The sequence below is a fragment of the Chryseobacterium daecheongense genome (genome assembly GCA_027920525.1).
In the GTDB taxonomy this organism is placed as follows: Bacteria; Bacteroidota; Bacteroidia; order Flavobacteriales; family Weeksellaceae; genus Chryseobacterium; species Chryseobacterium proteolyticum.
The window spans coordinates 4,750,763-4,770,706 of sequence record CP115858.1; the positions used below are offsets into that span (position 1 = coordinate 4,750,763).

Genomic DNA, 19,944 nt, shown 5'->3' on the forward strand with positions numbered 1-19,944 from the left:
TCAATATCAGAAAGCATTCCGTATCGACTTTTTCTCAGCTTCCAGAAATTGATACACCGGAAAGGCATCTCCCTGATTCGTCAAAGCAATAATACAGGTATTGTTGCTCAGGTCTCTCCAGATGATACTTCTGAACCCGTTGATTCCACCGGTATGCATTGCGGTATCGTCAGAAATGTACCATCCGAATGCATAATCACTCGTTTTTCCATTTTTTAAAACGGGCAGTTCATATATAATTTTTGTGTTTTCCTTAGTCAGTAAATGATGCTTTCTTAAAGCCTGGTCGAATTTATATAGATCCCATGTCGTAGAATAGATCCCGCCATCCCCCAATGTTAAAAGAAAATAATCATCCGGGTTTTTATCTATATCATACGCTTTGGCAATACCGGAAGGCGGTACCGTTTGAGCATCAAAAACAAATGAATGCTGCATATTCAAAGGAGCAAAAATTCTATTTTGAATAAAATTTTTATATGACTGTCCGGATACAGCCTCTATAATTTGTCCAAGTATGATATATCCACTATTACAATATTCGAATTGACTGCCGGAAGGAAATGTTAATCCGGGTTGCTTTTTTAGAAAGGCCAGGACATCTTTATTGGTGATCCTGTTGTCTGAGATCAAAACATTCTCATAATCCTTTAATCCTGAAGTGTGGTTAAGCAATTGTCTGATACTGATATTTTGTGCATATTCCGGAAGGTCCATTAGATATTGGCTTGCTTTATCATCAAACGACAACTTGTGCTGCTGCTGTAAAAGCATAATCGCTGTTGCAGTAAAAGGTTTGGTTACAGACGCAATACAGAACGGCGTATCCTTGGTCATAAGTTTTTTGTCTTCAAAATTTTTATATCCCAATGCTGTATCACATATTATTTTTCCTTTTTCAACTATGAGAACGGTACCATTAAATTTTCCTTTCTTGTAAAAATTTATAAGAATATCTTTTTCTGATTTTTTGTTGCAGGAAAATAAAATGAATAAAACACTACCTAAAATAACTGAAATTCTGATCATGGTTGAAAAAGTTTAACATACAATAAGTCAGTAATGTAAATGAAAAGTTACAGGGGTGAATTTTCCATCTTGCCGATATGAATTTCGAAATATTCCGATCAATGATATGAAGATTGTTTTTATGACTTTTTGTAATGAGGATTGTTAAACGCGATGAAATAGGATCTGTTGTTTTTTTACTTTTGTACCAGCAGGAAAATTGCTAATTTGTAAGCCTAATAAACCTGATATGCAAAGCAGACGAAACTTTATCAAAAAGACAGCAGTTGCTTCTTTGGCTCTTGCCGTAAATCCGCTAGATCTAATGGCCAGTCCATTACCTGAAAGTCATAAAACCATAAACAAACCGATCGTCCTGTCAACCTGGAATTTTGGTTTAAAGGCCAATGAGGAAGCATGGACGATTCTTGGCAAAAACGGAAGAGCGTTAGATGCTGTTGAAAAAGGAGTACGTTTGGTGGAGTTGGATCCCACGGAAAGAAGCGTGGGATATGGCGGACGCCCGGATAGAGATGGAAGAGTAACACTTGATGCCTGTATCATGGATGAAAACTACAACATCGGATCGGTTGCCTGTATTGAAAATATTAAAAATCCAATTTCTGTAGCCAGAGCCGTGATGGAAAAGACTCCGCACGTTATGCTGGTAGGAGATGGTGCTTTTCAGTTTGCCCTGTCTCAGGGATTTAAAAAGGAAAACCTATTAACGCCCGAATCTGAAAAAGAATGGAAGGAATGGCTTAAAAACAGCAAGTACCAACCTATCGTAAATATTGAAAACCATGATACCATCGGAATGATTGCATTGGACGCTCAGGGAAATCTTTCCGGAGCTTGTACTACCAGCGGTATGGCCTTTAAAATGCACGGAAGGGTAGGAGATTCTCCCATTATCGGAGCCGGATTATTCGTAGATAACGAAGTGGGTGCCGCTACGGCAACGGGACATGGTGAAGAAGTAATAAGAACTGTTGGAACTCACCTGGTTGTGGAACTGATGAGACAAGGAAGAAATCCACAGCAAGCCTGCAAAGAAGCGGTTGAAAGAATTGTAAAGATTGCACAGAGAAGAAATAAAAATCTGAAAGATATTCAGGTAGGTTTTATTGCATTAAATAAAAACGGGGAATATGGATCTTATTGCATACAGGACGGGTTTAATTTTGCGGTACATGACCAAAAAGGAAACAGGCTGGAAACTCCTGAGTTTGCCTTGAAATAATAATCAGAAATCAGAAATCAGAAATTATTGTTACTAATTCCTAAAAAAATTAAAAATGTCAAAGATAGAAATAGCATGTTTTAATCCTCATTCTGCCATCGTTGCTTTTGAAAATGGGGCAGACAGAATAGAATTATGTGATGGTTTAAGTGAAGGAGGAACTACACCAGATTTTGAAACAACTAAAAAACTGAGAGAAAAGATAAACATTCCTGTTTTTGTCATGATCCGTCCCCGTGGAGGAAATTTCACTTATACAAATGAAGAATTTGAACAGATGAAAAGTGAGCTTACCCAGCTTAAATCTCTTAATGTCGACGGCTTTGTTTTCGGAATTTTAGATGAGAATGATGAGGTTAATATGGAACAAAATAAAACCCTGGTTGAAATGGCACATCCGTTACCTTGCACTTTTCACCGAGCCTTTGACAGGGCAAAAGGTTTAGAAAGCTCATTGGAAAAAGTGATCAGCTGTGGTTTTAAAACGATTCTTACTTCCGGACAGAAACCTAATGTTTCCGAGGGTAAAGAAAATCTGAAAAAATTGGTAGAGCTTTCAAATGGGAGAATAGAAATTCTTGTGGGTGGAGGACTAAGATCAACCAATATCCAGGATATCCGTGAATTTACAAACGCAGCCTATTTTCATTCTTCAGCTATTACGGATGGCGGACAGTTTGCCGATGCAGATGAGGTAATTGCTTTGAAGAATAAATAACAGAATCTGATACTGTCAACCACGGTTCCTGATAATGATCATTAAATTTTTAATATAAAGATTTAAAAACAATTAACAATCTGCCATTTAACCAGGCCTGCCCATTCATTCTGATGAACTCCTTATAAAAGACGGAATTCTTAGAATTGTAAATAAACTCATCAATGAATAAAACCATACTTTTTACCTTTTTTCTTATTCACAATTTTCTTAGTGCACAATTTTCCGAGCGCAGTTTATCATCCGAAAAATGGCAGTTTAAAAACTCAAAAGAAACTCAGTGGCTTTCTGCAAAAGTACCGGGAACCGTGCATCAGGATTTGATGGATAATAAATTGATCCCCGATCCATTTAAAGATGAAAATGAGAAAAAAGTCCAATGGGTAGAAAATGAAAACTGGGATTATCAGACCCATTTTAAAATTTCATCACACGAGTTGAAAAATCAAAATATAGATCTTGTATTTGAAGGCCTGGATACCTTTTCTGAAATTTACCTTAATGGAAAACTTCTTCAGAAGACGGATAACATGTTTAGAAAATGGAGTATTCCTGTTAAAAATTATCTGAAACCGGGCGACAATATTCTAAAGATTTCATTCAGGTCTGCTGTAGAAGAAGGTAAAAAGCTGGCTCAAAAAGTTCCTTTCACGATGCCTGAAAGTCCTAGAAGCTTTATAAGAAAGGCACAGTATCAGTTTGGTTGGGACTGGGGGCCGAGATTGGTTACGGCAGGAATATGGAAAGAGGTAAAACTGGACTTCTGGAATGATGCTAAGATTAAAAGCATAAAGGATTTACAAAATGTATCAGCGGAACCTAAAGGTAATTTTAGCTTTGAAGTTGATATCGAAGTACAGACACCAGGTAATTATGCCTTAAAAATCAATAATTCCCAAAAGACCTTTTCTCTTGGAAAAGGTGAAAATAAAATAAGATTTCCCTATCAAATCGATGGATTGAAAATCTGGCAGCCAAATGGTTGGGGAGATGCCAATCTTTATGATTTTAAAATTAATCTTTTAAAGGGAGAAAAAGAGATTCATGCAAAAAGCCTTAGAACGGGATTCAGAACTATAGAACTGGTTCAGGAAAAGGATGAAAAAGGGAAGTCTTTCTATTTTAAGGTCAATAATCAACCGTTATACATTAAAGGGACGAACTGGATTCCGGGAGATAGCTTTTCACCAAGGATTACGAAAGAAAAATATCAGAAACTGATAAAAGATTGCAAAGAGGCAAATATCAACATGATCCGCGTTTGGGGTGGTGGGATTTATGAAGATGATGAGTTTTATAAAGCATGTGATGAGAATGGAATTCTCGTGTGGCAGGATTTTATGTTTGCGGGAAGTTTTTATCCCTCTGATGCGGATTTTCTGAACAATGTAAAAGAGGAGGTAAAAGATCAGGTCACTCGTTTGCAGAATCATCCTTCCATAGCTTTATGGTGTGGAAACAATGAAGTAGACGAAGCTATTGTCAACTGGGGATACCAGAAACAATTTAAATATTCGAAAGAAGATTCTTTGCAGGTTTGGAAAGATTACAGAAAGGTCTTTCATGAATTAATTCCCAATACATTAAAAGAAAAGCTGGCCCCTGATAAGAATATATATTGGCCAAGCTCGCCATCGATCGGCTGGGGCCATAAGGAAAGCCTTACAGAAGGTGACTCTCATTACTGGGGCGTGTGGTGGGGTGAACAGCCCTTTGAAGTGTATAATGAAAAAGTAGGGCGTTTCATGTCTGAATATGGATTTCAGGGAATGCCAAGTCTTGAGACCACGAAAACTATGTTTTCCGGAACTCCTCAACTCGATCTGAATAATGGTACTATAAAAGCACATGAAAAGCATGCAAGAGGTTGGGAAATCATCAATACATATATGGAACGGGATTATCCTGTACCTACTGATTTTATAAAATACAATTACATCTCACAACTGCTGCAGGCACGTGGAATGCAAATCGCTTTTGAAGCACATCGAAGAGCAAAACCTTATAATATGGGAACGTTATATTGGCAGCTTAACGATTGTTGGCCTGTGGTTTCGTGGTCTTCTATCGATTATTCCGGAAATTGGAAAGCTTTGCACTACCAGGTCAAAAGGAGTTTTGAGCAGCAGATTATTCTGGCAGAAGAAAAGGACAATAAACTGAATTTATTTGCTGTTAACGATCTTATACAGGACTTGAACGATGTAAGTGCAACCATAGAAGTAACCACATTTAAAGGGGAGATTATTAAAAGGATTCATTCCGGGAACAGGAATTTAAAGGATATTATATCCTTTGATCCGATAGAAATTGAAAAGATACTTGGCCGGTTTTCTAGGAACGAAGTATTTCTAAATGTGGTTTTAAATGATAAAAGTAACAAAGAAGTAGCACAAAATACTTATTTCCTTGTAAAGCCTAAAGATCTGAAGCTCTCAAAACCTGCGGTACATATCAAAAAAATATCTTCTTCAGAGATCGAAATATCTACGGATGTTTTAACTAAAAATATTTATCTGATGGGAGATACTCATTTCAGTGATAACTTCTTTGATTTGCTTCCCAAAAAAACAAGACGTATTAAACTTTCAAAGCCATTGGATAAAATAGAAGTGATGAGTTTATGGGACGCCATTAATCCCTGATTATAGTAAAATCCAGAGAAAAAGATAGTCCATGCATAGTTTTCGATTAAAAATCGATTCAATTTCTATGTCCGGCTGAAAAATCAATCTTACATTTGCAACATATTTAGACACAATTATGGTGAATTTTGTTTTGATAGCGGTATGTATTTTGGCTGGAATGGTATTCAGATCAACCAAGTCAATACATCCGGATGCCCATAAAGGAATCAATACCTGGATTCTTTATCTGGCCCTGCCTGCCGTTTCATTTAAATATTTACCTAAAGTTCACTGGACACTTGAAATGCTTTTTCCTATTGTGGCGACATTCCTTATTGCGGTATTCAGTTTTGTGTTTATGTCGGTTTATAGCAAGAAAAAAGGTTATTCAAGGCGTTCACAAAGTACAATGGAGCTTATTAGCGGATACAGCAATACTTCCTTTATCGGTTTTCCCTTAATAAGTGCTTTTTATGGAGAAAGCCTTTTGAGCATTGCTATTATTTGTGATCAGACTATGTTTTTCAGTCTTTCTACCTTGGGAATTATTGCCGCAGTAAAAGGAGGTAGCAGGTCGGGGAAAGTAAGTGCGGTATTCATTTTGAAAAGACTGATCACATTTCCTCCGTTAATTGGATGTATCAGTGCGCTGATCCTCTCCCAGTTTATTGATTTTACAGCTGCTGAGCCCTTCTTTGATAAATTAGCTGCGACAGTAAGTCCATTAGCTTTGTTTTCCGTGGGGTTACAGTTGAAATTTAATGGCTGGAAAAAACTCATTCCCCAAATGTCTGTATCTATGCTGTATAAGCTGATACTGGCACCGGCGATTGTTTTGGGATTGGCTTTTCTTTCAGGCATTAAGGGAGATATTGCCAAAATTACCATCTTCGAAGCTGCAATGCCTACTCTTGTAACTTCAAGTATTATTGCCGAACAGTTCAGGCTGAATACCAAACTCACGAATTTAACCATTGGATTCAGTATTATCGTTGGATTCTTAACAACCGCTATCTGGTATAGAATAATTGAGATATTTTTTAATTAAAAGTAAGTTTTGATGAAAAAAACCGCAGTAATAAAGAAATTTAATATAACTATTCCTGTACGCAGTTTTACAGGATCCAGCTTTTTTGTAAAATGAGCTCCAAAATAACCTCCTGAAATTGTGGCAACCATCATGGTGCAGGTTTCCGGCCAGTAAACCTTCCCTGCAAAAATAAAAAGTACAACAGCTACCGCATTGGCAATTCCTGTAAACAGGGTTTTATTGGCATTGATTACTTTAATATCCGATAAACCGAATAACGCCCAAACGGCCATCATCATTATTCCTACGGCTCCACCAAAGTAACCGCCATATATTCCTAAAAGAAACTGAGCACCCAGTACTAATCCCGCTCCGATATGCATTTTCTTTCTCAACCAGTTACCGGCCTGCCTCCCAAATGCAAAAGCCATGGAACCTAACAAAAGCAACCATGGAACGACAAGATTGAATCCACTGGATGGTGTATATAGCAATAACAGACCTCCGGCACAACCTCCCAGCAGAGTCAGTATAATCATCGCTACTATTGAAATAGCAGGGAAAGGTTTAATATATTCTCTGAATTTCCATGCACTGGCTAAGCTTCCCGGAAACAGGGCAACGGTACTTGAAGCATTGGCCTGAATCGGGGGAACACCGGCATATACAAGTGCGGGAAATGTAATAAATGATCCACCGCCAGCTGCTGCATTAATCGCTCCGGCCAGGAGTCCAATAAAAAAAAGCAGGATATAATTTTCCATGAATCAAAATTGAATAACAAATATAGGTTACAAAATGGGGAACAACTCATAAAAAATTGCAGTTCTGTGAAGAATGATTTAATTTTACACTTTAATCATTTCTCTTGCGATACGCCCAAATTGTTTTACCATTAAATTTAAAAGGTTCTTTTACTTACAAAGTGCCTGAAGAGCTAATGCCGTTACTACAAACCGGAATGAGGGTTTTAGTTCCGTTTCGTGGAAAAAAAATCTACACAGGAATTGTTTTTGAAATTCATGATACAGAACCGGAAGGGTTTATTCCAAGGGAAATCATTAGCATTCTGGACGAATCTCCTATTTTGCCCCAGGAGCAGATCGGTTTCTGGAACTGGCTTTCTGCCTATTACCTTTGTAATTTGGGTGAAATCTATCGTTTTGCATTTCCTTCCTCATTAAAGCTTGAAAGTGAAACATATCTGAAATTAAAGCCGAACGTAACAGTTGATTTTGAAAATCTGGATGTTAATGAAATGTATCTCATTCAGGCACTTGAAGTCCGGCAACTTATCAATCTTACAGATCTTGAAGCTTTTATTCCTAAAAAAGATATTATAAAAACAATCAATTCGTTGATTGATCTGCAATACATTGAAATCGATGAAAAGATTGGCGAAAAATACAAAGCGAAAGAAGTTGCTTACGTCAGGATCAACGAAGAACTTTTAAACAATGAAAGTCTTACTGTAATTCTCGGAAAACTGAACAAAGCACCTAAGCAAAAGGATCTTTTTCTTCTCATTTTATCACATCAGACTGAGAATCCGGATACTTTTATTAAAAAGTCAGATCTTTTTGAAGATGGAGTTTTTGGGCATTCCCATTTAAAGCCTCTGGTAGATAAAAACTTCATCGAAGAATATTATCTGCAAAAAGACAGGCTGGAAAGTTATGATGGGGAAATAGAAGAAATAGAAGCGCTTTCCGAGGCTCAGAAAGAAGCAAAAGAGGCAGTTGATGAAGCTTTTGAAGAAAGAAGAAATGTACTGCTTCATGGGGTGACTTCATCGGGAAAAACCCATATTTATTTAGAGAAGATAGAGGAGTGTGTTCAGCAGGGCAAAAATGTTTTGTTTTTGCTTCCTGAAATTTCTCTTACCAAACAAATTACGCAGAGGCTTGAAAAAAAATACGGTCGGAAATTGGGCTTCTATCACCAGAAGCTAACGGATTTTGAAAAAGTAGAGGTTTGGAGAAGAATCAAAAATAATGATATCCAAATCCTTATAGGAACAAGAAATGCACTGTTTCTGCCTTACCAGAATCTTGGGTTGGTCATTGTAGATGAAGAGCATGATTCTGCTTATAAAGCAAGGGAGGTTTCCCCTTATTTTAATGCAAAAGATTCTGCCTTGGTATTTGGTAATTTTTATGATGCCCGTGTGATCTTAGGTTCTGCCACTCCTTCCGTGGAAAGCTATTATCTAGCCCGTAAGGAGAAAATGAAATATGTTTTCCTTAATGAAAGATTCGGAAATGTTCAGTTGCCGGAATTTGAACTTATAAATTTTAAAGAAGCTCAGGATTCTAAAAAAGTTTCAGGAAATTTCTCGTTACAACTGATCGATGAAATAAAAAAAGTACTGGAAGAGCGGAATCAGGCTATTATACTTCATAACCGCCGTGGTTATGCCAATGTTCTGGAATGTGAATCCTGTGGATATGTTAATTATTGTTCCAATTGTGATGTGGTAATGACATATCATAAGGCTGCGAATGAAATGAAATGCCATTATTGCGGACAACGGGCTTCCAGGCCTAAAGTATGTCCGAAATGCCATTCAGAGAATCTGAATGAAAGAGGAGTTGGTGTTGAACAGATCCATGAAGAAGTTTCCAAATTATTTCCTGAAAACGAGGTAGATCGTATGGATGTCGATTCCATGCGGAAAAAATTTGCCTATGAAAAACTTTATGAAAAGATTGAAGACAGGGAAACTGATATTGTAGTGGGCACACAGATGATTTCAAAAGGATTGGATTTCGATCATATTGAACTGGTCGCTATTCCTAAAGCGGATTCTTTATTATATGTACAGGACTTCAGAGCTGAAGAAAGGGCCTTCCAGCTGATTACCCAGGTTGCGGGAAGGGCAGGACGGGTGTCTGGAAAAGGAAAAATCTATATTCAAACATTTAATCCTGAGCATTCAGTCTTTCAGCTGATCAAAATGAATAAGGTTTCCAAGATCTACTACTATTTTTTAAAAGAGCGCCAGAAATTCCATTATCCGCCTTTCACAAAGCTTATTATGATTGAGCTGAAACACAGGAGAGAAGATAAAGTAAACAGGGCTTCCCAGTTTCTGGGTTCTGTTCTAAGAAAATACCTTCCCGAAGAATGTGTTTTAGGTCCGGAAAGGTCTCAGATTGCAAGGATTAATAATCTGTATCAGTTCCAGATATTACTCAAACTTCCCCGTGGAAAAAACTATGAAAAATACAAAGAGCAGGTTTTGCTAAGTTTAAAAGATTTTGATGAAATAACTGCTTATCAGAGCATCAAAAAAGATGTTTTCGTGGATTTTTAACAATTTTTAACAAATTTTATAGCCTTTTATCAGACTATAATGGTCTGATTTCTAACAATATTTTCTACTTTTGGTCGTTGATTAATTGTTTGGTGCCTTTATTGGATGATTATTATGAATCGTTTTTTATGGTTTCCAGACATAGAAACAAAACTAAGATAGATGGTAAATTTCAGAAAATATATTTCAAGCGTAGCGGTACTGGCTTCTGGGTTTTTCCTTGCTCAATCTACCGTTTCTACCGTTCTTTACTCTCAGGCTTATGACAATCAGAAAACGAATTTAAACTTACCTTCTCCTATAACTTCTGTTGTGGAGAAAACAATTCTGTCGGCTAAAGAACTCGTAGATATTAATGTAAACACTCTGGTTTCCGATCCTGTGCTGAAAAATGCATCATGGGGATTTGTAGTGTACGACCCGAAAACAAAGAAAGTAATTTCTTCATACAATGAAAACACTCCTTTGGTTCCTGCTTCTACAACAAAACTTTTGACCACAGAAACAGCTTTGAATCTGTTGGGAGAGAACTATCGTTGGATGACTCAGCTGGAATACTCAGGAAGTATAGATGAAAATGGGGTTTTAAATGGTAATCTTTACGTCGTAGGAAGCGGGGATCCATCGCTTGGAACAAACAAAGGCGGAGCGTTATCCTATAGAGAGATTGTTTCAGACTTTCTTAGTGGAATCTCTCACGAAGGAATCAAAAGGGTAAATGGTGATATTATCATCCAGACAGCACTTTTCAAAGGTAATATTTCAAGACTTCCGGAAAATGTTGTTTGGTTGGAAAATAACAACTATTATTTACCGGTTGGAACCACCCGTGAGATTAATCCGGCTAATGAAAAACTGATTGTAAAGAAATCAGGTAATTTCTCTACTGAGAAAAAGTATTTTTATGTATCTCCTTATGCCAATCAGATGGTATATGCGGATAAATATGAAGGAGATGGTGTTCTTACCACTAAGCTACCTGACGCCCCGGCATATCTTGCCAATACTTTAAGAGCGACCATGGTGAAAAGTGGAATTGCAGTTAGTGGAAAAGTTACTCCAAAAATGACAGATCCTATGCCGGAGAGCAGAAAGCTGATTTCAGCATACAAATCTCCGACTTTGAGCGATATTATTTATTACACCAACCAGCATAGTGATAATTCTTTAGCAGAAGCACTGTTAAAAACAGTAGGATTCCAGAAACTGGGAGATCAGACTTCAGAATCGGGAAGAATTGTTGTAACAACCCATTTGAAAGAAAATGCCTTTGATATTAATGGTTTAAACTATATGGACGGAAGTGGGCTTTCAAGAAGCAATACCGTTACTCCTATTTCACAGGCGAAGTTTTTAACTTCATTAATGGATGAAAAGTATTATAAAGCTTACCTGACTTCACTTCCTGTAGGAGGACAATCGGGAACATTAAAGAGAATGTTTATCGGAACAGGAAACGGACAGATATTTGCTAAGACAGGAACTTTAAATAAAGTAAAAACTCTGGCAGGGTATATGAAAACCAATTCCGGGAAGACCCTTGTGTTCTCACTGATGGTTAACAACTATGCAGGATCCGTAGATATGGTGAAGAAAAGAATGGAAAGGCTGCTGGAACCGGCATTAGACCTTTAAAAATATTTATTTAATATCATAAGAACCTTTTAATCAATGATTAGAAGGTTTTTTTTATCTTTGGTCATTATTATAAAAATAAAAATGGAAAAACTTTATCTTGTAGTTTTATGCATTATTTCATTTGGATTATTGCATAGTCAGAATCAAAATATTGAAATGAAGGGATTAATAGCAAAAGAGATGAAAACTTTTGCCCAAAAGATGACGGCACCCAATATTAATCCCCACACATTAAACTATGATCTGCAGTACCAGAGGATGGATGTAAGCCTGGATCCTGCAGTTTACAATATCTCTGGTTCGGTAACATCACATTTTAAGCCCAATCAAAGCATGAGCAGTATCTATTTTGATTTGGCCAATACATTAACGGTTTCCCAAGTGAAATACCATGGAAATAATTTGACCTTTCAGCAATTATCCACGAAAGAGGTAAAAATTGACTTCCCTTCCTCCCTTCCTGCGAATGTGCTTGATTCATTAACGATACAGTATGCAGGCCCACCGGATACGGCAAATAATGCTTTTTCCACCGGTTCCCAAAACGGGGAGCTTATTCTCTCAACCCTTAGTGAACCTTATGGCGCGCAGGATTGGTTTCCGACAAAACAAAGTTTAAATGATAAAATTGACCGTTTTGATTTTAAAATTACAACACCAAATCAGTATAACGTAGCTGCCAATGGAAAGCTAATGTCTGAGACAGCACTTCCGAATAATAAAAAGCTGACATTCTGGAGAACAATGTACCCAACCAGTGCATATTTAGTAGCCCTTGCTATCACTAATTTTGTTAAGCTTAATGATACTATGGGAAATCCACCTTTCCCTTTTGTAAATTATGTATATCCTACAACTGTAAATAATACGGCAGTAATGTCCAATATAGAATGGACCAAACAGATCATGAACACTTTTGAAACTTATTTCGGTCTTTATCCTTTCCGTAATGAGAAGTATGGACATATGGAGTTTCAGTACGGAGGAGTGTGTATGGAGCATCAGACGATGTCTTCAATGAGTTCCTGGGGAAAAAGTGTAATAGCTCATGAGCTGGCTCACCAATGGTTTGGGGATAAAGTAACGTGTGGTTCGTGGAATGATATCTGGCTGAATGAAGGATTTGCCACATTCGGGGAGCATCTTGCCAATGAAAAGTTACTGATGACCCAACCTGAATTTATGAATTACTTATCAGGTCAGAAAGATTATATTACCAGTTCGCCAGGAGGAAGCACTTATGTTGCTGATGCTAACCTAGGGAATCAGGGGGCTATTTTCAGTGGAAGATTATCTTATGCGAAAGGAGGCTATATTCTGAGAATGCTAAAATGGATCTTAGGAGACGCTGCTTTTTATCAGGCAATTCAGGAATATCATTCCAGACCCAACTTAGCCTACAGCTACGCAAAAACAGCAGATCTTACGGCTTCTTTACTACAATCTACCGGTAAGGATTTTTCGGGATTTTTCAGTGATTGGGTGTATGGTGAAGGGTATCCTACCTATGATATCAGATGGAGGGAGTCTTCTAATCAAACCATTACGATTAAAGTTAGCCAGACTCAAAGTAATTCTTCCGTAAGCTTTTATGAAATGCCTCTTCCGATAAAGGTAAACGGAACAGCAGGACAGGTCGCTTATCTTACTTTAAACAATACCTCAAATAATCAATATTTTGTAGAAGCGGTACCGTTCCCGATTGCCAATGTTCAGTTCAATTATGAATACCAGATTTTGGAAAGAAATTCTACTGTAGCAAAAGATAATAGCCTGAGCGTTGAAAATATTGAGAAAGATCAGTTTGCACTATATCCAAATCCGGCTAAAAATGAACTTTATCTCAAAGGAATGGAAAAATCAGCAGAATTTGTCATCTATTCCATAGACGGTAAGTTGGTAAGATCCGGAAAATATCAACCCGGAAAGTCTATCCATATTGCTGAGCTTATTCCCGGAGTATATATCTTTAAAATCGATGATAGAAATGTGAAATTTGTGAAAGAGTAATTTTTTATATCAGCATTATCAAGAAACCGGTTTATTCTAAAATACTTGGAATAAACCGGTTTTTTATGTGGAATCAGATTATAAACTTTTTTAAGCGACGAGTTTTGTCCCAGCTCAAAGATAACTTTGTATAAAGGACAACTCTCTTACTTTAGAAAAACACTAAATTTGTAATACATTGAATAACAACTTACACTAACACTATCACCAAAAACAATTACTATGAGAAAATTAAAATTACAGATGCAGATGACCATCGATGGTTTTGTAGCCGGTCCGGAAGGTGAACAGGACTGGGTATGGTTAAGCCCGCCGGATGAGGTAGGTTTTCAGAAAATCGTTGATCTTGCTGAGAGCAGTGACACACTTTTACTGGGAAGGAAAATGACACGACCATTCATAGATCATTGGGAAAATGTGGCAGATAATATGCCTGATCATCCTACCAACCATTTAGCAAAACTGATCGTTGATATGCGTAAAATTGCTTTTAGCCGGACAGAAAACAATATAGCCGGTAGAAATCTGGAAGTAGATAATAATGATCTTATAACTTCAGTAGAAGCTCTTAAAAAGGAGGAGGGAAAAGATATCCTTGTGTATGGAGGTGCTGATTTTGTAAGCTCGCTGATCGATCAGGATCTTGTTGATGAATATTATATTGTTGTGAATCCGGTGGCAATCGGAAAAGGTCTTCCTATTTTTAATGGCCGGAAAGTTTTAAAACTGGAAAGCTCTCTTGCTCTTAAAAGTGGAAAAATACTTAATAAATACCTTCCGGTTAGGGAAAATCAATAATTTATTGAAAAATAGAGAAGTTGGGTATGGAAATAATGAAACTGTCTCAAAATTCAGATAATTATCTTTTCTCAATTTAAGCGTGACGGAAAATATCATAAGAACAAATATTTTATATCCTTCATCATATATTCGCTCAAAATGATATTTTGAGACAGTCTTTTTTTGTTATTTCAGAATCCTTGCAACTGCTCTTTTTGCTTTCCTGTGGGCTTTCCTTACTTTAAATTCGAACCATTTTTCTTTAAATAAATTTCGCATAGCGTTATCGAAATGCCTGATCATGACCAGATTTTTAAATCCTCTCCATTTTTCGAGCCAGCTGGAAGGAAGAGCTCTGACAGAGACGGAATATCCTTCTGTTTCATATTGGATATAGTGCCACCATCCGGAAGGGATGTAAAGTGTTTCTCCGGGATGGATAACGGCTTCGTAACCATTTAGATACTTTAAAGCAGGAAATTCTTGATAGTCGGGTTCCTTAATATTAGCTAAACCGTGAAAATTATAAGGTAATTTGTACATCAGACTGGATTGTTCCCAGGGAAATAGCCATATCTTTTTAATGCCTTGAAACTGTGTGATGAAAACATGGGACATATCAATATCAACGTGGCTTCTGGTAATGGAGCCTTTACCACCAAAAAACATAAAAGGAAGCCACTTTAGAATTTTTCCATTGGTAACATCATTATAGTGGATATCACTTTTCATTTCAGGTTTTATAGTGAGCAGGTTAAAAAGAAAAAGCCTGTGTTCTGTTGGTTTTGTGCTGATCAGGTCCAGATATTCAGAAAAATGGCTCTGAGCAATAGGTTTACTTGCAACCCTATCCAAAGATTCAAGGTCACTGCCATAAATATTGACCTTATGATTACCTGCTATTTCTTTAAAATAATCATAGCTCCACTTTTTAAAAGCCGGGCTTTCTGGATCTGCAAAATCTTCGATTATAACCGGAAGACGAGGTTTCATGTAGAGATTCAGAAAATTTATTGATGGTATATTCCTAACTTTTTGTACAGATGATAACTTCATTTTTAGAATTTAAAGGACAAATATAAAATTATTATCCTACTAAATTAGTAGACTAATTGTTAAAATGAATGTTTCTGCTCAATTTTTTAGAATAAGAATCATAAAAGAGGATAGTTTACCGCCTTTTTACTAAATTAGCGCATCTAAAAAATTACTAAAAATGATCTCTGAAAAATATCTTCAAAATTTACAGAACGAGCTTAAAAATATTGAAAACGACGGGCTTTATAAGAGAGAAAGAATCATTACTTCCCAACAGAGTGCCGAAATAGAAGCTAACGGTAAAAAGTTGCTGAACTTCTGTGCTAATAATTATCTGGGACTTTCCAATAATCCTGAAGTGATGAAAGCATCCCAGGATATGATCGCTTCTCACGGATATGGAATGTCATCCGTTCGTTTTATCTGTGGAACCCAGGATATTCATAAGCAGCTGGAAGAGAAGATCGCTCAGTTTTTAGGATTGGAAGATACGATCTTGTATGCAGCATGTTTTGATGCTAACGGTGGTGTTTTTGAACCGCTATTCACCGAGGAGGATGCTATTATTTCAGATGAACTGAACCACGCATCGATTATTGACGGGGTTCGTCTTTGTAAAGCGGCAAGATACCGTTATAAAAACAATAATATGGAGGATCTGGAAGCTCAACTGAAAGCAGCTTCTGAAAAAAATCACCGCTTTACGATCATTGTTACCGATGGGGTTTTCTCTATGGATGGAATTGTAGCTAACCTGAAAGGGGTATGTGATCTTGCGGATAAATATGGCGCCTTGGTAATGGTAGATGACTCTCACGCCACTGGTTTTATTGGAAAAACAGGTCGTGGAACACATGAAGCGAATGAAGTAATGGGTCGGGTAGATATTATCACCTCTACCTTAGGAAAGGCACTGGGTGGAGCTTTAGGAGGATTCACTTCGGGTAAAAAAGAGATTATCGATATGCTGAGACAACGTTCCCGCCCTTATCTGTTTTCCAATTCATTAGCTCCGGGTATTGTAGGTGCAGCATTGAAGGTGTTGGATATGATCTCTGCTGACACGTCACTTCGTGATCAGGTGATGGAAAATGCAGAATACTTCAGAAGAGGAATGAAAGCTAAAGGTTTCGATATTCCTGACGGAGATGCTGCGATCGTTCCGGTAATGCTTTATGATGCGCCATTGGCTCAGAAAATGGCAGAGAAACTTATGGACGAGGGAATTTACGTAATTGGTTTCTTCTATCCTGTAGTTCCTAAAGGAAAGGCAAGAATCAGGGTTCAGCTTTCTGCTGCCCACACCAGAGAACATCTGGATAAAGCTATTGCTGCTTTTGAAAAAGTGGGGAAAGAGCTTAGTGTGATCTCTTAAAAATATTAAAAAATAAAAATTGAAAACTTGGGATTGTTCGGCTGTTTTTGTGGCTGATGATCCCAAAGTTATTTCAAAGGTTGAAGTGAGAGACGGGAGTATGGTATCGTATTGTTTTATAAAAAATAGAAAGTTTTTAAAATGCTTTACACAATAATCAAAGCGCTGCACATTATTTTTATGGTCAGTTATTTTGCAGGGATTTTTTACCTTGTCAGGATATTTGTTTACTATAAAGATACCGATGAATTCTCTGAAGAAAAGAAAAGTATCCTAAGAGAACAGTATACCTTCATGGCAAGAAGGCTTTGGAATATCATTACAGTTCCTGCAGGAGTGATCATGGCGGTTTGCGGACTGGTTATGATCTTTCTTAATACAGGATTGATGAAAATGCCTTGGTTTCATTTAAAACTAACATTCCTTGTCGGTCTGGCGATCTACCATTACTGGTGCTGGAAAAAAGTTCTTCAATTAAAAGCACTTCACGGAAATACATTACAGACAGCGAACATAAAACTGAGACAGGCGAATGAGATTGCCACATTCATTTTATTCCTGGTTGTTTTTACCGTTATTCTGAAATCTTCAGTAATTGATTACTGGTGGCAATTAATTGCCGGATTTTTCGTTCTTGTATTTTTAATCATGATGACCGTGAAACTGGTCAATAAAAACAAAAAAAAGAAACAATAGAAAAAGGGTATCGTGTGTACATCAATACAATCCCTTTTACATTTTACTAAAAAACTATGATTGCAATTTTAAAAAAAGAACTTTGGAGTTACTTCGGGAACTGGAGTGCGTGGATCATTATCGCAGCTTTCAGTCTGATAGCGACTCTTTTTTTGTTTTTTTTCGACAACGACTCTAATATCTTTGAGATCGGAATGGCCTCATTACAAAGCTATTTTGTTTTGGTCCCATGGCTACTGATGTTCATTATTCCGGCGCTTTCCATGAAAACTTTTGCAGAGGAGCAGCAAACGGGAACTTTGTACTGGTTGTTTTCCCAGCCTTTAAAAATATCGGACCTAGTATTAGGAAAGTTTCTTTCCGTTTGGGTAGTCGGCATCTTATGCCTCATTCCTTCGTTGATCTATCTGTATACCGTTTATGTTTTGGGAGTTCCTGCGGGGAATATTGACCTGGGAATGACCTTTGGGAGTTATATCGGATTGATAATGCTTATCGCTGCTTTTTCGGGTGTCGGGATTTTAGCGTCATCGTTGTCTCAGAATCAGATCATGGCTTATCTGTTAGGTGTTTTCATGTGTTTTATCATGTATTTCGGAATCGAGCAGTTAGCAAGCTATAAATTGTTGGGTGGAGCAGATTTTATCTTACAGAATATAGGTTTTTATCAGCATTTCCTTGGATTTACAAGAGGGTTGATCGATTTCAAAGATGTAGCCTATTTTGTTCTGATCATCGGTGTTTCATTAGTGTTGTCCAATCATTTTATCAATAAAAAGAAGTAGAATTATGAAGAAGATACCTTTTAAATCTCCATTAGGGATTTTATTGTTTGTGATCCTGCCTTTAGTGATTATTCTTGCCGTTTCTGGGATTAGATTGGATTTAACGAAAGAAAAAAGATATACCCTTTCCGATAATACCATCAAAGTATTGGAATCGGTTAAAAAGCCTCTGACTGTGGAGGTATATCTGGAAGGAGATTTTCCGGCCAGCTTCAAACAGTTGCAAAGTGAAACGAAGTTTATGCTGGAGGAATTCAGAAAGATTAATCCGAAAATTGATTTTAAATTTATTGATCCCATCAAAACCAAAATGTCCCAGGATACTTTGATGGCGATGGGAATGCAGCCTTCCGTTCTTCCGGATGTAAAAGACGGTAAAGTCTCCCAGATCGTATTATTTCCGTATGCGGTTCTTAAATACAACAAGGGCGGCGTTTCTATCCCGCTGGTGGTACAGCAGGCCAATATCAATGCCGATGAACAGCTGACGAAATCCATTGAAAATTTAGAATATAATCTTGTATCGAACATCAAGAATATTGCCACTGATAAGAGAAAGAAAATAGGAGTTTTGGTTAACCAGGATGAATTAAGTCCGGGAGAATTCCAGGGTTTTATGCATTTGGCATTAGAAAACTATGATGCCGGTCCTGTGATTCCTAAAAACCAGGTTGAGCTAACGGCTGCGGATGTTCCGTTGCTGAAACAAATGAGCGCTCTGGTTATTGCAAAGCCTAGAAAAGCATTTACAGATGGTGAAAAAGTGATCCTGGACCAGTATATTATGAACGGAGGAAAAACATTATGGATGATTGATGCCGTAAATGCTGAAATGGATACCTTAACCCGATCTAAAAAGGTAATGCCATTCCCGGTGGATATCAACATGACTGATTTCTTCTTCAACTATGGAATCAGGATCAATCCTGCTTTGGTTAAAGATGTAAAGAAATTCGCTTTGTTAAGGCTGGTAACGGGAGAGGTGAGTGGCAATCCGCAGTATACAAGTCTTCCATGGCCCTATTTTCCTTTGGGTATTGCTGAAAAGAACGACCCGATCACCAAGAATATCAATCCGGTAAAATTTGAATTTCCCACATCAATTGATACTTTAGGCAGAAAGAATATTAAAACCAAAGTTCTTTTTGAATCGAGTGAAAGGACTTTATTGAAACAGGTTCCGAATTATGTGGATCTGAAAGAAATTTCCAGCGTAGATAGTCTTGGGCAAATGGAAAAGCCAAGTACTCCGAAAATCTTTGCTGTAGCATTGGAAGGGAAATTTACTTCCGCTTATACTTCGAGAATTGAAAGAAAATCCTATCCTGGTTTTAAAGGTCAGAGTCCGGAAAATAAAATGATTGTGATTGCAGATGGTGATGTAGGAAGAAATAAAGTGATCAAGGGAGAACCTTTGCCGTTAGGAGTAGATTTATTAACCAATGAACAATTTGGAAATGAACAGTTCCTGCGAAACGCTTTGGATTACCTTTTAGATGACAGCAACCTGATGAAATTAAGAAACAGGAATATCGAAGAAAGGCTATTGGACAGACAGAGAATTACAGAAGAAAAGACCAACTGGCAATGGTTTAATTTGCTGCTTCCGCTAGTCATTATTGGGTTACTCGGAGGATTGTTCTTCTGGTTGAGAAAAAGAAAATTCAATTAAACGATAAT

General features: G+C 37.3%; 15 protein-coding genes. 12 read left to right on the forward strand and 3 right to left on the reverse strand.

Annotated elements, in window-relative coordinates:
• Nucleotides 1–6 precede the first annotated feature (6 nt).
• Nucleotides 7–1,029, reverse strand: coding sequence for a serine hydrolase (locus tag PFY10_21280; GenBank protein WBV56720.1), 1,023 nt, complete (start codon nucleotides 1,027–1,029; stop codon nucleotides 7–9).
• 229 nt (nucleotides 1,030–1,258) lie between these two features.
• Between PFY10_21280 and PFY10_21285 the strand changes: the two genes are divergently transcribed.
• From PFY10_21285 to PFY10_21300, 4 genes are all read left to right on the forward strand, one after another.
• Nucleotides 1,259–2,251 (forward strand): N(4)-(beta-N-acetylglucosaminyl)-L-asparaginase, encoded by a 993-nt coding sequence (locus PFY10_21285; protein WBV56721.1) that lies wholly within the window; start codon nucleotides 1,259–1,261, stop codon nucleotides 2,249–2,251.
• A 55-nt stretch (nucleotides 2,252–2,306) separates the two neighbouring features.
• Complete coding sequence (locus tag PFY10_21290; protein WBV56722.1) at nucleotides 2,307–2,969, forward strand: copper homeostasis protein CutC; 663 nt, start codon at nucleotides 2,307–2,309, stop codon at nucleotides 2,967–2,969.
• A 164-nt stretch (nucleotides 2,970–3,133) separates the two neighbouring features.
• A complete protein-coding gene (locus tag PFY10_21295) occupies nucleotides 3,134–5,614 on the forward strand; it encodes a glycoside hydrolase family 2 protein (protein WBV56723.1) in 2,481 nt (826 codons plus the stop codon).
• A gap of 118 nt (nucleotides 5,615–5,732) precedes the next feature.
• Nucleotides 5,733–6,644, forward strand: coding sequence for an AEC family transporter (locus PFY10_21300; GenBank protein WBV56724.1), 912 nt, complete (start codon nucleotides 5,733–5,735; stop codon nucleotides 6,642–6,644).
• On the opposite strand, the gene PFY10_21305 is transcribed toward PFY10_21300, so the two are convergent.
• On the reverse strand, nucleotides 6,641–7,390 hold the full coding sequence (locus tag PFY10_21305) for a sulfite exporter TauE/SafE family protein (GenBank protein WBV56725.1): 750 nt from the start codon (nucleotides 7,388–7,390) through the stop codon (nucleotides 6,641–6,643). The genes PFY10_21300 and PFY10_21305 overlap by 4 nt on opposite strands.
• 104 nt (nucleotides 7,391–7,494) lie before the next feature.
• Between PFY10_21305 and priA the strand changes: the two genes are divergently transcribed.
• From priA to PFY10_21325, 4 genes are all read left to right on the forward strand, one after another.
• Complete coding sequence (gene priA, locus PFY10_21310; protein ID WBV56726.1) at nucleotides 7,495–9,942, forward strand: primosomal protein N'; 2,448 nt, start codon at nucleotides 7,495–7,497, stop codon at nucleotides 9,940–9,942.
• 162 nt (nucleotides 9,943–10,104) lie between these two features.
• Nucleotides 10,105–11,577 carry a D-alanyl-D-alanine carboxypeptidase/D-alanyl-D-alanine-endopeptidase gene (dacB, locus tag PFY10_21315; protein WBV56727.1) on the forward strand — a complete coding sequence of 491 codons (1,473 nt, stop codon included), beginning with the start codon at nucleotides 10,105–10,107 and terminating at the stop codon, nucleotides 11,575–11,577.
• Between the two features lie 84 nt (nucleotides 11,578–11,661).
• The gene (locus tag PFY10_21320; GenBank protein WBV56728.1) at nucleotides 11,662–13,590 is read left to right on the forward strand and encodes a M1 family aminopeptidase; all 1,929 of its coding nucleotides are present in this window, start codon (nucleotides 11,662–11,664) and stop codon (nucleotides 13,588–13,590) included.
• Nucleotides 13,591–13,812: 222 nt separating this feature from the next.
• Entirely contained in the window at nucleotides 13,813–14,388 is a 576-nt protein-coding gene (locus tag PFY10_21325; GenBank protein ID WBV56729.1) for a dihydrofolate reductase family protein, read from the forward strand.
• 168 nt (nucleotides 14,389–14,556) lie between these two features.
• Here the strand turns inward: PFY10_21325 and PFY10_21330 are convergent, their stop codons facing one another.
• A complete protein-coding gene (locus PFY10_21330; GenBank protein ID WBV56730.1) occupies nucleotides 14,557–15,426 on the reverse strand; it encodes a cupin-like domain-containing protein in 870 nt (289 codons plus the stop codon).
• A 160-nt stretch (nucleotides 15,427–15,586) separates the two neighbouring features.
• Between PFY10_21330 and kbl the strand changes: the two genes are divergently transcribed.
• The 4 genes from kbl to gldG all read left to right on the forward strand — a co-directional run bounded on the left by kbl (nucleotide 15,587) and on the right by gldG (nucleotide 19,936).
• Nucleotides 15,587–16,783 (forward strand): glycine C-acetyltransferase, encoded by a 1,197-nt coding sequence (gene kbl, locus PFY10_21335; protein WBV56731.1) that lies wholly within the window; start codon nucleotides 15,587–15,589, stop codon nucleotides 16,781–16,783.
• Nucleotides 16,784–16,924: 141 nt separating this feature from the next.
• Nucleotides 16,925–17,479, forward strand: a complete 555-nt coding sequence (locus PFY10_21340) for a CopD family protein (protein ID WBV56732.1) — start codon at nucleotides 16,925–16,927, stop codon at nucleotides 17,477–17,479.
• Nucleotides 17,480–17,535: 56 nt separating this feature from the next.
• Nucleotides 17,536–18,264 (forward strand): ABC transporter permease subunit, encoded by a 729-nt coding sequence (locus PFY10_21345; GenBank protein ID WBV56733.1) that lies wholly within the window; start codon nucleotides 17,536–17,538, stop codon nucleotides 18,262–18,264.
• A 4-nt stretch (nucleotides 18,265–18,268) separates the two neighbouring features.
• Nucleotides 18,269–19,936, forward strand: a complete 1,668-nt coding sequence (gene gldG / locus PFY10_21350; GenBank protein WBV56734.1) for a gliding motility-associated ABC transporter substrate-binding protein GldG — start codon at nucleotides 18,269–18,271, stop codon at nucleotides 19,934–19,936.
• The last annotated feature ends 8 nt before the right edge of the window (nucleotides 19,937–19,944 follow it).

Coding starts and splice junctions, on each gene's coding strand:
- PFY10_21280 (WBV56720.1), bottom strand. CDS start 1,029: ATGATCAGAATTTCAGTTATTTTAGGTAGTGTTTTATTCATTTTATTT.
- PFY10_21285 (WBV56721.1), top strand. CDS start 1,259: ATGCAAAGCAGACGAAACTTTATCAAAAAGACAGCAGTTGCTTCTTTG.
- PFY10_21290 (WBV56722.1), top strand. CDS start 2,307: ATGTCAAAGATAGAAATAGCATGTTTTAATCCTCATTCTGCCATCGTT.
- PFY10_21295 (WBV56723.1), top strand. CDS start 3,134: ATGAATAAAACCATACTTTTTACCTTTTTTCTTATTCACAATTTTCTT.
- PFY10_21300 (WBV56724.1), top strand. CDS start 5,733: ATGGTGAATTTTGTTTTGATAGCGGTATGTATTTTGGCTGGAATGGTA.
- PFY10_21305 (WBV56725.1), bottom strand. CDS start 7,390: ATGGAAAATTATATCCTGCTTTTTTTTATTGGACTCCTGGCCGGAGCG.
- dacB (WBV56727.1), top strand. CDS start 10,105: ATGGTAAATTTCAGAAAATATATTTCAAGCGTAGCGGTACTGGCTTCT.
- PFY10_21320 (WBV56728.1), top strand. CDS start 11,662: ATGGAAAAACTTTATCTTGTAGTTTTATGCATTATTTCATTTGGATTA.
- PFY10_21325 (WBV56729.1), top strand. CDS start 13,813: ATGAGAAAATTAAAATTACAGATGCAGATGACCATCGATGGTTTTGTA.
- PFY10_21330 (WBV56730.1), bottom strand. CDS start 15,426: ATGAAGTTATCATCTGTACAAAAAGTTAGGAATATACCATCAATAAAT.
- kbl (WBV56731.1), top strand. CDS start 15,587: ATGATCTCTGAAAAATATCTTCAAAATTTACAGAACGAGCTTAAAAAT.
- PFY10_21340 (WBV56732.1), top strand. CDS start 16,925: ATGCTTTACACAATAATCAAAGCGCTGCACATTATTTTTATGGTCAGT.
- PFY10_21345 (WBV56733.1), top strand. CDS start 17,536: ATGATTGCAATTTTAAAAAAAGAACTTTGGAGTTACTTCGGGAACTGG.
- gldG (WBV56734.1), top strand. CDS start 18,269: ATGAAGAAGATACCTTTTAAATCTCCATTAGGGATTTTATTGTTTGTG.